The 14,670-nt window shown below is 62.5% G+C and carries 16 protein-coding genes; 9 read left to right on the top strand and 7 right to left on the bottom strand.

Translation table 11 applies throughout. The annotated features are described in order from the left end of the window. Nucleotides 1-20: 20 nt before the first annotated feature. Nucleotides 21-617 (top strand): MarC family protein, encoded by a 597-nt coding sequence (locus AB4N64_RS21995; protein WP_460118458.1) that lies wholly within the window; start codon nucleotides 21-23, stop codon nucleotides 615-617. On the opposite strand, the gene AB4N64_RS22000 is transcribed toward AB4N64_RS21995, so the two are convergent. The 7 genes from AB4N64_RS22000 to AB4N64_RS22030 all read right to left on the bottom strand — a co-directional run bounded on the left by AB4N64_RS22000 (nucleotide 586) and on the right by AB4N64_RS22030 (nucleotide 7,481). Continuing rightward, nucleotides 586-1,335, bottom strand: a complete 750-nt coding sequence (locus AB4N64_RS22000) for a hypothetical protein (RefSeq protein WP_460118460.1) — start codon at nucleotides 1,333-1,335, stop codon at nucleotides 586-588. The genes AB4N64_RS21995 and AB4N64_RS22000 overlap by 32 nt on opposite strands. Before the next feature lie 64 nt (nucleotides 1,336-1,399). After that, nucleotides 1,400-2,152, bottom strand: coding sequence for a hypothetical protein (locus AB4N64_RS22005; RefSeq protein ID WP_460118462.1), 753 nt, complete (start codon nucleotides 2,150-2,152; stop codon nucleotides 1,400-1,402). A gap of 171 nt (nucleotides 2,153-2,323) precedes the next feature. Then, a complete protein-coding gene (gene cobJ, locus AB4N64_RS22010; RefSeq protein WP_460118464.1) occupies nucleotides 2,324-4,021 on the bottom strand; it encodes a precorrin-3B C(17)-methyltransferase in 1,698 nt (565 codons plus the stop codon). Beyond that, nucleotides 4,021-4,752, bottom strand: a complete 732-nt coding sequence (locus tag AB4N64_RS22015; RefSeq protein ID WP_460118466.1) for a precorrin-2 C(20)-methyltransferase — start codon at nucleotides 4,750-4,752, stop codon at nucleotides 4,021-4,023. Before AB4N64_RS22015 ends, cobJ begins: the two co-directional genes overlap by 1 nt. Next, nucleotides 4,752-5,378 (bottom strand): precorrin-8X methylmutase, encoded by a 627-nt coding sequence (locus AB4N64_RS22020; RefSeq protein ID WP_460118468.1) that lies wholly within the window; start codon nucleotides 5,376-5,378, stop codon nucleotides 4,752-4,754. Before AB4N64_RS22020 ends, AB4N64_RS22015 begins: the two co-directional genes overlap by 1 nt. Further along, on the bottom strand, nucleotides 5,371-6,678 hold the full coding sequence (gene cobG / locus AB4N64_RS22025; RefSeq protein WP_460118470.1) for a precorrin-3B synthase: 1,308 nt from the start codon (nucleotides 6,676-6,678) through the stop codon (nucleotides 5,371-5,373). The genes AB4N64_RS22020 and cobG overlap by 8 nt, the downstream gene beginning before the upstream one ends. Before the next feature lie 134 nt (nucleotides 6,679-6,812). Next, a complete protein-coding gene (locus AB4N64_RS22030) occupies nucleotides 6,813-7,481 on the bottom strand; it encodes a hypothetical protein (RefSeq protein WP_460118472.1) in 669 nt (222 codons plus the stop codon). Between the two features lie 219 nt (nucleotides 7,482-7,700). On the opposite strand from AB4N64_RS22030, the gene cbiE reads away from it, so the two are divergent. The 8 genes from cbiE to AB4N64_RS22070 all read left to right on the top strand — a co-directional run bounded on the left by cbiE (nucleotide 7,701) and on the right by AB4N64_RS22070 (nucleotide 14,660). Beyond that, a complete protein-coding gene (gene cbiE / locus AB4N64_RS22035; RefSeq protein WP_460118474.1) occupies nucleotides 7,701-8,912 on the top strand; it encodes a precorrin-6y C5,15-methyltransferase (decarboxylating) subunit CbiE in 1,212 nt (403 codons plus the stop codon). Further along, nucleotides 8,905-10,002, top strand: a complete 1,098-nt coding sequence (locus AB4N64_RS22040) for a cobalt-precorrin-5B (C(1))-methyltransferase (protein ID WP_460118476.1) — start codon at nucleotides 8,905-8,907, stop codon at nucleotides 10,000-10,002. Before cbiE ends, AB4N64_RS22040 begins: the two co-directional genes overlap by 8 nt. Next, nucleotides 9,999-10,721, top strand: coding sequence for a cobalt-precorrin-6A reductase (locus AB4N64_RS22045; protein ID WP_460118478.1), 723 nt, complete (start codon nucleotides 9,999-10,001; stop codon nucleotides 10,719-10,721). The genes AB4N64_RS22040 and AB4N64_RS22045 overlap by 4 nt, the downstream gene beginning before the upstream one ends. Before the next feature lie 8 nt (nucleotides 10,722-10,729). Beyond that, nucleotides 10,730-10,930 (top strand): hypothetical protein, encoded by a 201-nt coding sequence (locus AB4N64_RS22050; protein WP_460118480.1) that lies wholly within the window; start codon nucleotides 10,730-10,732, stop codon nucleotides 10,928-10,930. Nucleotides 10,931-10,978: 48 nt separating this feature from the next. Then, nucleotides 10,979-11,377 carry a DUF2946 domain-containing protein gene (locus AB4N64_RS22055; RefSeq protein WP_460118482.1) on the top strand — a complete coding sequence of 133 codons (399 nt, stop codon included), beginning with the start codon at nucleotides 10,979-10,981 and terminating at the stop codon, nucleotides 11,375-11,377. A 48-nt stretch (nucleotides 11,378-11,425) separates the two neighbouring features. After that, nucleotides 11,426-11,905: a copper chaperone PCu(A)C gene (locus AB4N64_RS22060; protein ID WP_460118484.1), complete on the top strand. Its 480-nt coding sequence runs from the start codon at nucleotides 11,426-11,428 to the stop codon at nucleotides 11,903-11,905. 21 nt (nucleotides 11,906-11,926) lie between these two features. After that, nucleotides 11,927-12,376 (top strand): DUF2946 domain-containing protein, encoded by a 450-nt coding sequence (locus tag AB4N64_RS22065; protein WP_460118486.1) that lies wholly within the window; start codon nucleotides 11,927-11,929, stop codon nucleotides 12,374-12,376. 166 nt (nucleotides 12,377-12,542) lie between these two features. Continuing rightward, nucleotides 12,543-14,660, top strand: a complete 2,118-nt coding sequence (locus AB4N64_RS22070) for a TonB-dependent copper receptor (RefSeq protein ID WP_460118488.1) — start codon at nucleotides 12,543-12,545, stop codon at nucleotides 14,658-14,660. The last annotated feature ends 10 nt before the right edge of the window (nucleotides 14,661-14,670 follow it).

The raw sequence follows: 14,670 nt of genomic DNA on the forward strand, positions 1-14,670 counted from the left end.
CTCGCCAGTGAGCCTGCCCCATGCTCCACGTGTTGTTCAGCGTTTACCTGAAGATGCTGGTGCTCTACAGCCCGTTCTTCGTGCTGTCGTGCTTCATCAGCCTGACCCGCGGTTATTCACGCAAGGAACAACGCCGGCTGGCCTGGAAAGTGGCGATCGCCACGCTGGTATCCAGTGTCCTGCTGTATCTGTTCGGGCGGATAATTTTCAGCGTCTTTGGCATCACCGTGGATGCCTTCCGCATCGGCGCCGGCAGCGTATTGTTCATTTCGGCGCTGGGCATGGCCCAGGGCAAGTCGGCGGTACAGACCGACAACGTGCAGCAAGACGTCACGATCGTCCCGCTGACCATTCCCCTGACCGTCGGCCCCGGCACGATCGGCGCGCTGTTGGTGATGGGCGTCAGCCAGCCTCACTGGGACGACAAGCTCACCGCCATCCTCAGCATTGCCCTGGCCAGCTTCACCGTTGGGGTGGTGCTTTACCTGTCGAACCGTATTGAACGCATTCTCGGTGACCAGGGCTTGCAGATTGTCAGCCGCTTGATGGGACTGTTTGTCTGTGCACTCGCGGCCCAGATTATCTTTACCGGGGTGAAGGGCTATCTGGTGCCCTGACGGCACCGCAGGCCCGGTCCTCGCCCGATAACGCGGGTGCTGGCCTGACGGCCATCAACGCATGCTCCCCGACAAAGGCCACCAACTGTGCTCGACTGCTGGCGAACGCCCTGGCTGCGAGCTCGAATGAGTGGTGCTGGACCGTCACCGCCGAGGTGAAACATTGGGGTGCAAAGGCCTGCGCCAACCAATTCCCTTCTGCACTCTGGGTCGTTTCAAACGACAGATAAAACACTTCGATGCAGGCGTGGCGGGTACTCACGGCAAACCGCAGCCGAACTCGGGTCCGCCGTTCTTCGCCCTGCGCCAGCGCGACGACGGACTCACTGATCAACCCCTGCTGATAAAGCAGGCGTGCGGGCGAATCCATCGCAAGATCAGCCAATGCCGCCAAGGCTTCGCAGGCCACATCGCGCTGCTCGAGAAGCGCTACGTCGTCCATCGCCCGGGTGATCAGATCCTGCGGCGTGACGGCGAGCAGGTGCTCAAACACCGGTTCCAACCACTGCTCCCGCCTCAGCGTCCAGCCGCACCGCTTAATGGCCTGGACAAAGGTGTCATGGGCAAAATCGGAACGGCTCACAGGCGAAGTCCCCGCCATCAATCGCGCAGCGAGCAACGAATACAGGATGTCGCATTTCATCGGGGCGTCCAAACCTGCGGACAACACACCGAGCAAACCGGAACCCACAAAGGACTCCTGACGATGACTCTCCATGTCTCACCTTTAAATTATGCAAAGACAACAACGAAACACTTCACGACCGAAAGTCGTTGTATTTTTAAAGTTGGGTCTTGAAGTATTCAAGACGTTTCTTGTGAACCGCTGACTGGACCAAGTCCTTTACGACATCATAGGCGCGACGATTTAATGTCCGGCGAGAGGCGGCATTGTAAATCTTGACTTGCTCGCGCTTAAACTTGAAGAACAATACTTTGGTCAGCACATCGCTGGCTTCCAACTGCATGGCACATGCGATCATGGTTGGACGACCACCCAAAGAAACGCATGGAACAATTTGAAAATTGGCAGACTTGTTCTTTTTACTCTTATGCTCAACCAGTGTTATGGCGCCGTCATTTTTCTCCAATGAATTAAAGGCCGAAGAAATAAGCGGCAGTATTTTGAGTTTATCCGCGCCGGCCACCAGTGAAATAATCTGCAGCGCCGCTTCATCCATGGTGAAATTCAGTTCCTGACTGACGTACTCCCTGTAAGGGTCATTGACCGTGGGCCAACCGCACATAGTCAGGGCCTTGCTGTATTCGCGATACCATTCACGACGTTGGGTCTCGCGATTGAACGCGTCAGCACGAATTTCCGCATAAAGAATGGTATCGTCAAATGCCGCTCGCTCTTCCTCCGACAGCGCCTCATCGTAAGCGGCAACGGTCGAACCCAATACGGCAGAGTCATTCTCACCGCCCAAACTTTGGCCAACACTTACATCCCATTTTTTCGGTGTAACTTCCACCGCAAAATAATCACGTTGCGCAGCAAAATCAAAAGCTGCGTCTACTTCTGCTTCAATCATTCTGTTTACTATCCTGTTGTTAGTTTGATCTGCCTCTTGCAGACAAAAGAAAACTAACAACCCAACCCACGACAGTCAAAACAACGATGCAACCAAGTTATTTAAATTATTGTCAGAAGTTAATATAAAGCGCCCATTAAAAAGCCGGCGTTGCGCCGGCTTCCAATGAGTTTAAGGTTTGTTGCCATACCAACGTGGCGTATACACCCAGACACCACCGTCGGGTCGGGGAAACAGGCAGGTGGTCGAAGAGCCGACCAAAACCATCGTGCGCATGTCGACCTGATCGGGAGTCAGTTGCCCCAGCGTGGTAACCCGCAAGGTCTGTCCGGGCCGGCCGACATCACGCCCCAGCACCACGGGCGTCTGCGCAACACGATGCTGCGCGACGATCTCCAGTGCACGCCCCAACTGCCAGGGACGCGAGCGGGAGATCGGGTTGTAGAACGCCAGCGCCAGGTCGGCTTGTGCCGCCAGGTCCAGGCGTTTTTCGATGATGGCCCACGGCTTGAGATTGTCCGAAAGCGACATGACGCAGAAGTCATGCCCCAGCGGCGCCCCGGCTTGAGCGGCGGTCGCCAGTGAAGCGGACACCCCCGGCAGGATTTCCAGGTCAACGTTGTGCCAGGCCTCGGAACTGGACTCGTGCAGCGCCTCGAGCACCGCCGCCGCCATGGCGAACACCCCCGGATCACCCGAAGAAACCACCACCACCGAGCGACCTTGGGCGGCCAGCTCGAAGGCGTGCCGAGCACGCTGCATCTCTTCGCGGTTGTCGGTGCAATGCAGCACCTGATCGTCGCGGAACGGGCCGGCCATGCGTACGTAGGTTTCATAGCCGAGCACATCATTGGCCCGGGCCAGCTCAGCCTTGACCGCCGGTACCATCAGCTCGGCAGCCCCTGGCCCCAGCCCGATCACCGCCAGGCGCCCGCGAGGGCGACCGATCAACAGCGCCTGCAGCGGTTGTTCGGCCACCGCAATGGCGATGCGGTCATCACCGAGCATCGACACCGGCTGGCCAACGGCGCTGCGGGCGAGTTCGCCCACCGTGGCACTGTCACCGGCAAAACGCAGCGGCACACCCAATTCAAGGGCGGCTTCACGCAACGTCGGGTCGGCCATGTCCCGATCGGCCGCCAGCAGTAGCGCCACCGATTGCACGGCGATCCTCGCCTCATGCAGCGCCTCGCGGATCGCCTGCGACGGGTTGGCCACGCCGGCACTCACCGCCACCAGCACGTTACGCGGATAGATCAGCAGTTCATTGGCCGTGGGTGCGCGCTCGGCATGCCCGACATGAACCGCCAGCCGCGCGTGTGGATCTTCAGGCAGTTGCGCGCTGGCCAACCACGGCGCCGAACCTTCGATGCGCACCGTTTCACCGGCGAGCAGATCGGACACAAAACGCTTGCCCAACTCCAGATCACCCAGCGCAAACCCACTGGGTGGGTTGAGCAGGCAGGTGCCGAAACGCAGTTCGCCGCTGGTGGTGATAGCCGGCGCCACCTCCAATCCCGCGCCGATTTCCCGCGCCATGACGTTCACGCCACTCAGGCCACCCAGCAACGGGACCACGGCGCTGCCGTCCTCGGCGACGGCCAGCACTGGCGGCTCTACGCCTTTCTCCAGCAGCAAGGGCGCCAGGGTGCGAATGACGATGCCGGCCGCGCACAGGGCGATGATTGGCGTGTCCTGCTGATAGAGTTCGCGCAGGGTCGCGCCAAACTCACGATAAGGACGATCTGCGCCTTCGACCCGTTCGGCCAGCCCATGGACCAGGGCGCCGGGGTACAGCCGTTGAATCCTGCGCGCGGTGTCGAGGCTGCCATTGCCCAGGATGACAATTGCCGGTGCTGGACGTGTCATCAGCCTTGCCACCTTTCACCCGGAACGATAATCAGCGAGAAATACGGAGAGGACATCGGCTCGACGTCTGCCAACGGCACGATCTTCTGATTGGCCATGGTCGCGCGCTCGACGTACAACGCACGCTCAGCCAGCCCCAGTTCTTGCAGCACCTCACGTACCTTGGGCAGGTTACGCCCCAGCTTCATGATGACGGCCGCGTCGGCATCGGCCAAACGACGCTTCAGATCGTCGTGGGGCAACACCCCGGAGAGCACCGACAGGCTCTGATTGCGATACACCAGTGGCGCACCGAGCACCGACGCGCCACCGAGCATCGAGCACACGCCCGGCACCACTTCGGCTTCGTAACGCTCGGCCAGGCGATCGTGCAGGTACATGTAGGAGCCGTAGAAGAACGGGTCACCCTCACAGATCACCGCCACGTCGCGGCCGGCGTCCAGGTGCGTCGCCAGCTCTTCGCTGGCCGCATCGTAGAAATCGCTGATGACTTGCTCGTACGACAGCGGTGCCGGCAGCGCTTCGGTGGTCACCGGGTAGACCAATGGCAGCAGCGTCTGCGCCGCTTGCAAGTGGGCCTCGATGATGCCGAACGCGTTGCCCTTCTTGCCCTTGGCGACGAAGTACGCCACCACCGGCGACTCACGCAGCAGGCGCAGGGCCTTGACGGTAATCAGTTCCGGATCACCAGGGCCGACGCCCAGGCCGATCAAACGTCCACGTGGCTGCATTATTCGACCTCCGTGGCGAGGGCATTGACCGCTGCAGCCGCCATGGCGCTACCGCCCAGTCGACCTTGCATGATCACAAACGGCACGCCCCGGCTGTCCGCCGCAAGTGCTGCCTTGGATTCGGCAGCGCCGACAAAACCGACCGGGAAGCCCAGGATCAGTGCCGGTTTCGGCGCACCGGCATCAAGCATTTCCAGCAGGTAGAACAACGCGGTGGGCGCATTGCCGATCACCACGACGCTTCCCTCAAGGTGCGGGCGCCACAGCTCCAGGGCGACGGCCGAACGGGTGTTGCCCAGTTCGCGGGCAAGGTCCGGCACGCTTTCATCGCGCAGGGTGCAGATCACCTGATTGTTGGCCGGCAGGCGCGCCCGGGTGACGCCCTCGGACACCATCCGTGCATCACACAGGATCGGTGCGCCGGCCGCCAGCGCATCGCGCCCGGCCTTGCCGGCACCCGCAGAAAACTGCAAACCATCGATGGCATCGACCATGCCGCAGGCGTGAATCACACGGACCGCGAGTTTTTCCAGGTCCGCCGGGATACGCGCGAGGTTGGCCTCGGCACGAATGATCGCGAAGGAGTTGCGATAGATCTCCTGACCGTCGCGAATGTAATCAAGCATCAAGCGGGCTCCGTGAGCGGGCGTCGAGCAAGGCGTCGACCGCGTCAATAGTAAGGTTGCGTGCGTGCAGGGCGCCGAAACCCGGCTGCCCCGCTTCGCGAAAATAAAGGTCGTAGTGACCGGGGGTGACCGCCAGCAATGTGACCGGGGCGATATGCGCGGCGGCGCAGGAGCGCGGGCAACCGCTCAGGTGCACGTTCACCGCATCGCCGTGGCGTTGCAACAGGGCAGCCAGTTGCCGGGCGTCACCCTTGGTATCGGCCAGGCCTCTGGCGCAACCGGCGGACCCGGTGCAGGCAATCAACTGCGACAGCGCCTGATCGGCTTCGCACAACAAGCCCAACTGATGCATGACGCGCAGGACTTCATCAGCGTGCTCACGGCGCACGTTCGGCAACAGCAAGCTTTGCCACGGGGTAAATCGCAGGGTGGCGTCGCCGTATTGCCGCGCCAGACGCGATGCACCACGAAGCATGGCGCAATCGAGCCGTCCCAGTGGCGGCACGGCACCGACGTAGACATGATCGGCTTGCGCCTGATCCTGCACGCCCATGTGCAGCCCCGTCGAGTGCGTGGCACGCTTCCTGCCGCAGACGGGCGCAATGCTCAACCGTTCGGCCAGTCGCGCCACGAAGGCCTCGGGCGTCATGTCGGCCAGCAAATGGCGCATCCGCGTCTGCTCGGGCGCTGCCAGCTCAAGGAACAATTCAAGCACCGCCACCATCAAGTCATGGCCATCGCCCAGCGCGACCGAGCCGACCGGAGCATCCGTGGGGCATCCCGCCAGACCAAACGCCAACCGGCACTCGCCATCGTGCCGGTAGGCCGAAAGCCAAAGGTCGTTGGGGTGTTCGAGCATCGCCAGCGCCTCGCCGCCATCGAGTTGCATGGCGAACTTGGGGCTCAGGTCATGGAAGCGTTCGTGACGCTGCACCGTGGCGAGGATTTGCCCGGCCAACGCACGGGTATCGAACAGGCTGTGCCGATCGATCCCGGCGCTGGGGCTGAGCATCAGATTGCGCACGTCATCACCCGCCGCATTGTCAGGGCCCAGGCCGGCCGTCAGCAGGCGCTGGATCAACGCGGCGTGTTCCTCGCCGATCCCGCGTATCTGTAGATTGGCACGGTTGGTCGCTTCAATCGCACCGCTGGCAAAATCTTGCGCGGCGCTGGCCACCGCTTCGGCCTGGGCGCTGGTGATCGATCCGCCCGTGAGCTTGATGCGACAGATGCCGCCGTCCAGCGCCGGGACGATACGGAGTAATCCCGGACAGGCCGAGGGGCGTACTGCGGTGGACATCAGGCGTTCGTTCAAGGGCATGACCCGTACAGGTGGCGAGCACTTCGCGGGCGAAGGGGCCGGTATTATGCCTGCTTTGCAACGGGGGATGAAAAGCCTGTCGGACGACCAGAGCATTGGCGCCACGCGGGAGACTACATTCGCAGCAGATACTCGCGGCTGCGCTCGGTGATTTTCGCGCGCATCGCCACGGCCAGGCTGTCGAAACGGCGTCGATCGAGGGTGAAAGTCCCATAGTGCTGAATCAGCGTGGTGTCGTTGTCCTGCCACGTGATGAACAGAAATTGCCCGGGGCTGATCACGCTGACATACCAGGCATGAATCAGCGTGAGCGTCAGGTTGCCCTCTGCATCGTAGGCGCAGGGCATGACTTGAAACTGCCGCCCCTGCCCTCTCGAGCTGATCTTCTCCAGTGAAGCGCTGACTTGCAGGTTGCTTTTGAGCGACTCGAAGGCGTGCACGGCGGCGCTGTACATCGGCCCGCTGGCCCGGGGCCTGAGTGTCTCGAGAATCTGCGTGCTGATCGGCTCGGACAGCAACACCTTGCGACTCTCCAGCATCACCGGACGCTGGTGAATCCAGCCCAGGTGCCAGAGCCCCAGCGTGAAATGCTGAAGCCATTCGTACCACTGGCTTTCACGGTCATAAAGGGTGTCGGTGTATTGCTCCAGATAAAGCGCACAATCCAGCGCGATCTGTTCATCATCTTCCGACACCCTGGGGGCGACCGAAACGATCGTACTGCCGGCCAGAGCTGCACGGCTCCGTTCCCGGGGTGAAAACGTCGCAGGGGGCTCGAACATACAAAATCCTTTTCAATTGTCTGGTCGGTCAACTCCATTGTTAAACCGTCGCTCACACTAATCAGATGTCCATCGGGTCAACAATCCTCGAAGTACCTCAAGATATTTTCTGGTTGCCGGCTAACCCCAACCGGTGTTCAGTCGGCAAACAGGGGAAAACCGCAGCGGCGCGGTATCATCGCGCCCGAGCCCGGTGGGTGGTTTTTTCAAGGAGCAGGCATGACGCCCTGGCTGACAGTAATTGGCATTGGTGAAGACGGTTTCAAAGGCCTGGGCAAGAACGCCCGGCACGCGCTGCTGCGTGCCACGCGGATTTTTGGCGGCCAGCGCCAGCTTGATCTGTTGCCGCCATGCATCCGTGGCCAGCGCCAGGCCTGGCCAAGCCCGTTTTCCCTGGACCCGGTCCTGGCCCTGCGCGACGAACCGGTGTGTGTACTGGCCAGCGGCGACCCCATGTTCTTTGGCGTGGGCGCCAGCCTCGCTCGGCACCTGCGTCCCGACGAGATGCTGATCCTGCCTGCGCCCTCCTCCTGTTCGCTGGCCGCCGCGCGTATGGGCTGGCCGTTGCAGGACGTCGTCACGCTGTCGCTGGTGGCCCGTCCCATCGCAGCGCTCAATGCGCAACTGTTCAGCGGTGTGCGTCTGCTGGTGCTCAGCAACGACGGCGCAAGCCCAGCCGCCGTTGCCGCGCTGTTGCGCGAACGCGGCTTCGGCCCCAGCCGCCTGACGGTGCTGGAGCATTTGGGCGGCCCGGCCGAGCGACGCATCGACGGCCTCGCTCAGGATTGGAACGCGCCGTCGATCGCCGATCTGAATCTGCTCGCCATCGACTGCATCGCCAGCGCCGACGCGCCCCGCTTGTCGCGTGTGGCCGGCCTGCCGGACTCGGCGTTCGAGCACGACGGCCAATTGACCAAGCGCGATGTCCGCGCGATCACCTTGGCGCGCCTGGCCCCGGTGCCCGGTGAACTGCTGTGGGATGTCGGGGCGGGCAGCGGCTCGATCGGTATCGAATGGATGCGTGCCCACCCGAGCTGCCGAACGCTGGCCATCGAAGCCGACGAGGGCCGGCAGGCATTGATCGAACACAACCGCGACGCGCTCGGTGTGCCCGGCCTTCAACTGATTCGCGGCAAGGCGCCGCACGCCCTCGCCGGCCTCGAACGCCCGGATGCGATTTTCATCGGTGGCGGCGTCACCCGCGAGGGCGTGCTGGACACTTGTTGGGCGCGGTTGAAACCCGGTGGCCGGCTGGTCGCCAATGCCGTGACGCTGCAAAGTGAAATGACCCTGATGGCCTGGCGCGAACGGCACGGCGGCGAGCTGACGCGCATTCACATCGCCCAGGCACAACCGCTGGGCGACTTCGACACCTGGCGCCAGGCCCTGCCGATTACCCTCTTGGACGTGGTCAAGCCTGTCGATGCGTGACGAAACCGCTGAACATCCCGCCCCCCTTCGCAGCGGCCTGACCACCGGTAGCTGCGCCACTGCCACCAGTTTGGCCGCCGCGCGACTGCTGCTGGGCGGCGCCGAGGCGGATGCCGTGGACATCGTTCTGCCCAAGGGCAAGCGCGTACAGATGCGCCTGGAATTCTGCCGGTTACTGGATGACGGGGCCGAGGCCGGTACGATCAAGGATGCAGGTGACGACCCGGACGTGACCCACGGTGCGCTGCTGTTCTCACGGGTGCGACTGCGCGCCGAGCCTGGCATCCGCTTCTGCGCCGGCCGAGGCGTCGGCACGGTCACCCGGCCCGGCCTGGTGTTGGAGGTCGGCGAGCCGGCAATCAACCCGATTCCGCGCAAAATGATCACTGAGCATCTGAGCGGATTGGCGCTGGAGCTGGGCTATCACGGTGGTTTCGAGGTCACGATCAACGTCGAGGGCGGCGAGGCCCTGGCGTTGAAAACGATGAACCCACGGCTGGGCATTCTCGGCGGTTTGTCGATACTGGGCACCAGCGGCATCGTCCGGCCGTTCTCCTGCTCGGCGTACATTGCCTCGATCCACCAGGGCATCGACGTGGCGAAAACCAACGGCTACCTGCACATCGCCGCGTGCACCGGCAACGCCAGCGAAGACACCATGCGACGGGTCTACAACCTGCCGGAAATCGCCCTGATCGAAATGGGCGACTTCGTCGGCGCCGTGCTCAAGCACCTGCGCAAAGTACCCGTGGATAAACTCAGCCTTTGCGGCGGTTTCGGCAAAATCAGCAAACTGGCCGCCGGGCACATGGATCTGCACAGCCGACACTCAAGCATCGACCTGCCGCAACTGGCCGATTGGGCGGCGGATGTGGGGGCCGACACGGCGTTGCAGCAGGCGATTCGCGAGGCCAACACCAGTCAACAAGCACTGGCAATGGCCAGCGCCGCCGGTATCGCCCTCGGCGACGCGGTGTGCGCACACGCCAGGGCCTTTGCCCGTAGCGTGGTGCCGGCGCAGGTACATGTGGAAGTCTTTGCCATCGATCGCCAGGGCGGGATCGTCGGCCAGGCGGGAGTCGTTCAATGAAACGCTTATTGCTGCTCGGCGGTGTCACTGAAGCATTGGCGATCGCCCGGACGCTGGGGCCAACCCACATTTACAGCCTGGCCGGCATCGGCCGGGTACCCGACGACCTCACCTGCCAGGTGCGTGTGGGCGGCTATGGCGGCGCCGAGGGCCTGGCCCAGTTCATTGCCGATGAAGGCATCGACCTGCTGCTGGACGCGACACATCCCTACGCCGCGCAAATCAGCCACAACGCGGCACGCGCCGCGCAGATCAGCGGTATCGCCTGCTGGGCACTCAGGCGGCCCGCCTGGCAACCCCAGGCGGGGGACGACTGGCGCGAAGTCAGCGATTGGGTCGAGTTGATCCAGGCCCTGAAACCCTTCCGGCGACCGCTGTTCACCCTCGGTCGCGAACCCCTGCAACACCTGGATGAAATTCCGCCGGAGCAATTCTGGACCTTGCGCGCACTGGACGTTTACCCTGCGACCCCGCGCTGCGAAGTGATCGGTGCCCGTGGGCCGTTTTTCATCGAGGATGAGCGGCAACTGTTCGAGCGTCGACAGATCGATGTGCTGATCAGCAAGAACAGCGGCAGTACCGCGACCGAACCGAAGCTGGAAGTCGCCCGCGAACGGGGTGTGCCGGTGCTGGTGTTGAAGCGGCCGACATTGCCGCAGGTGGATCGGGAATTCAGTACGGTTGCCGATGTACTCGAAGCCCTGACCGTCCCCCTGTAGGAGCGAGCTTGCTCGCGATGGTCGTCAACGATAACGCTGGCTATCTGGATGCCAGCGGTGCCTGGACGACCATCGCGAGCGTGCTCGCTCCTACAGGTTCAGCGAAGCTTCCACAGTGGCAATCGTTCAATCACAGCTATCATGAAGACTATGAAGTGCTGGCACTGCGACACCAAACCGCACTCGGTGTTTTTACTTATCGGCATTGATCAGGCTAAATAGCCGCGCCTGATCGCTCACTCAACCGGATACGTCCCATGTCCCGACAACGGCTCGCAATTGCCTGGATAGCCTGCTTCGCAGTGCTGTTCAACATGCTCGCCATGCCGGTGACCGGAGCCATGTCGCAGGCGGCCAAAGCCCCTGCCGAGCAGTTGATGTGGGGCAGTTTCTGTTCGTCCAGCGGCACCCGCATGGTCGCGATCGACCTGGGTGACGTGGAACACAAAGCCCCCCAGAGCGACCCACATTCCAATATGCAGCATTGCTGGTGCTGCGCCGGTTCCGCTCCGTTGGTGGCATTGCCCGGACACGCTCCACAGCTGTATTTCGCCCATTTGCAGGACAATCGCGGCCTGCTCGTGGCGACACTCGACACCCCCACGCCTCGCCAGCAATGGCCCAGCCTCAACCCTCGGGCATCCCCTCTCGTGTGATTCCTTATCGCAAATTGACCTGCGTTTTGAATCGTTCGGAGAACTGCCATGTTGAACAAACTTATCGTCCTGGCCGCATTGCTGCTGCCTGCCTGCTTTGCCAATGCCCATGAGTACAAAGTCGGCGAGCTGGAAATCGCTCACCCCTGGTCGCAGGAATTGCCACCCAACGCGCCAACCGTCGCCGCTTACTTCGTGATTCACAACACCGGCACGACGGCAGATACCCTGCTCAGCGTCGACACACCGATTGCCGCCAGCGCCGAGCTGCACGAACACGTGAAGCAGAACGACCTGATGAAAATGCAGCAGGTGCCTCGCGTCGAGATTCCGGCGGGCGGCACGGTCACTTTCGCGCCGATGGCGTATCACGTCATGTTGCTGGAGCTCAAGGACCGCAGCCTGCTCAGCGACGGCAAGCGTTTCCCGTTGACCCTGCATTTCGAAAAAGCCGGCGACGTGAACGTCGAAGTCGCGGTGCAGAAAACCGCGCCCGACGGCGCCCAGACCCACGTGCACAAGCCCTAAGCCGCAGCGCTGAAGACGCCCATGCGCCCGCCTCGCGCCAGGTCATCCACCTCCCGCCGCCAGTCCACAGGATTGACTCGCGGTAGCTGGATCAGCCTGTTCGCCATGTTGATGATTTTCATCGGCCCGCTGATTTCCCAGTCGATGCCGATGAATCAACGCGCCACGGCAATGACCATGAGCATGTCGATGGACATGAGCATGGACATGCCGGCGATGTCGCACGGCGACCATGGGGCCACGCCTGCCGCCGAACACTGCCCGCCCAAGGCCAGCCACCATGCCATCTGGGAAAAGTGCGGCTATTGCAGCCTGCTGTTCAACTGCCCGGCGCTGACGGGCGGCCAGTCATTCGTCACCTTTGATGCACCGCTGACCAACACCTTCAGCACCCCCGCCACCCGCCTGGGCCACGCCCGGTCCACCTTCTTCCCCGGCGCCCGCACCCGTGCGCCCCCCATCGACGCGTAAACACCCCCTGATATCACACGGTCCGAAGACAGCCAGAGCCTCCTGTGGGAGCGAGCCGGCTTGCGAGGCAGCCGACGTCTTTTGACGCCGCGTACTTGCGAGCATGCCCACAGCCAGTACGCAGGTTGCCGTCCGTATCGTTTACGACTGTTCGATGGAAATTGTCATGTCCAGGTTTTCTGCTGACCCACGCTTGAGCCCTGCCCAAGCCTCTTTCGCCCTGAGCGCCACGCGCGTACGTTTCAGGCACGCCACCGCCATTCTCTGCGGCGCGCTGCTGTCACCCATGGTGCAGGCCGACGACCACGCCGGCCACGAAGAAGAACTGAGCCCGACGGTGATCACCGCCATCGCGCCAAGCTCGCCACTCACCATCGTCACCAACCCCAAGGACCCGCGCCAACCGGTGCCCGCCAGCGACGGTGGCGACTACCTGAAGACCATCCCCGGCTTCGCCCTGGTGCGCAACGGCGGCACCAACGGCGATCCGGTGCTGCGCGGCATGTTCGGCTCGCGGTTGAACATCCTCACCAACGGTGGCGTGATGCTCGGCGCCTGCCCCGGCCGCATGGACGCGCCCACGTCGTACATTTCCCCGGAAACCTACGACAAACTCACCGTCATCAAAGGCCCGCAAACCGTCCTCTGGGGCCCCGGCTCATCGGCTGGCACCATCCTGTTCGACCGTGAGCCGGAGCGCTTCGGCGAACTCGGCACCCGGGTGAACGCCAGTGTCCTGGCCGGCTCCAACGGTCGCTTCGACAAAACCGTGGATGCGGCCGCGGGCGGCCCATTGGGCTACGTGCGGGTAATTGGCAACACGGCCCAGGCCGACGACTATCGCGACGGCAACAACGACACCGTGGCCTCGCGCTACGACAAATGGAACGGTGATGTCGCGGTGGGCTGGACGCCCGACGCCGACACACTGTTGGAACTCACTGCCGGCAAGGGCGATGGCGAGGCACGTTACGCCGGACGCGGCATGGACGGTGCGCAGTTCAAACGCGAAAGCCTGGGCCTGCGGTTCGAAAAATCCAACATCGGCGACGTGCTCGACAAGATCGAGGCACAGGTCTACTACAACTACGCTGACCATGTGATGGACAACTACACCCTGCGCACCCCATCGGGCACCGGGATGATGGCAGGCCCCATGGCTTCCAACGTCGATCGCCGCACCCTGGGCGCTCGGATCAAGGCCACCTGGCGCTGGGCCGATGTGCAGTTGATCAGCGGTATCGACGCGCAGACCAACGAACACCGCCAGCGCAGCAGCATGGGCGTCGACACCTACAAGAACCTGCCGTACACCAAGGACGCCGACTTCCATAACTATGGGGTGTTCAGCGAACTGACCTGGTACGCCGCCGACCGTGATCGCCTGATTACCGGTGCTCGTCTGGACCGTGCTTCGGCCAAGGATTTCCGCCAGACCACTGGCTCCGGGATGATGACCCGGGCCAACCCGACCGCCGATGACACCCGTGCCGACACACTGCCAAGCGGATTCGTGCGTTATGAACACGACCTGGCTGACAGCCCGACCACCCTGTACGCAGGCTTGGGTCATACCCAGCGCTTCCCGGATTACTGGGAGCTGTTTTCGCCCAATTCCGGCCCGACCGGTTCAGTGAACGCCTTCGACTCGATCAAGCCGGAAAAAACCACGCAGTTCGACTTCGGCCTGCAATACAAGACCGACGACCTCGACGCCTGGGCCTCGGGTTATGTCGGGCAAATCCGCGACTACATCCTGTTCAACTACACACCCGGCATGATGGGCACCACCTCACAAGCCTCCAACATCGACGCACGAATCATGGGCGGCGAACTGGGTGCGGCCTACAAGCTGACCTCGAACTGGAAAGCGGATGCGACGCTGGCCTATGCCTGGGGCAAGAACAGCAGCGATGGCAAGGCCCTGCCACAAATGCCACCGCTGGATGCACGGTTCGGCCTGACCTACAGCGAAGACAACTGGAGCGCCGGCGCCTTGTGGCGGGTGGTGGCCGCGCAAAACCGCATCGACCAGAACAAGGGCAACGTGGTCGGCAAGGACTTCACCAAGACCTCGGGTTTTGGCGTGTTCTCGCTTAACGGCGCGTATCGCATCAACAAGAACTGGAAGGTCAGCAGCGGCGTCGACAACCTGTTCGGCAAGGCCTATGCCGAGCACTTGAACCTGGCCGGCAACGCCGGTTTTGGCTACCCGGCCGATGACCCGCAAGCCATCAAGGAACCCGGACGTACGTTCTGGACGAAGGTGGATATGAGCTTCTAAAAAACAGCGC

Source organism: Pseudomonas sp. S2_C03, assembly GCF_054668405.1.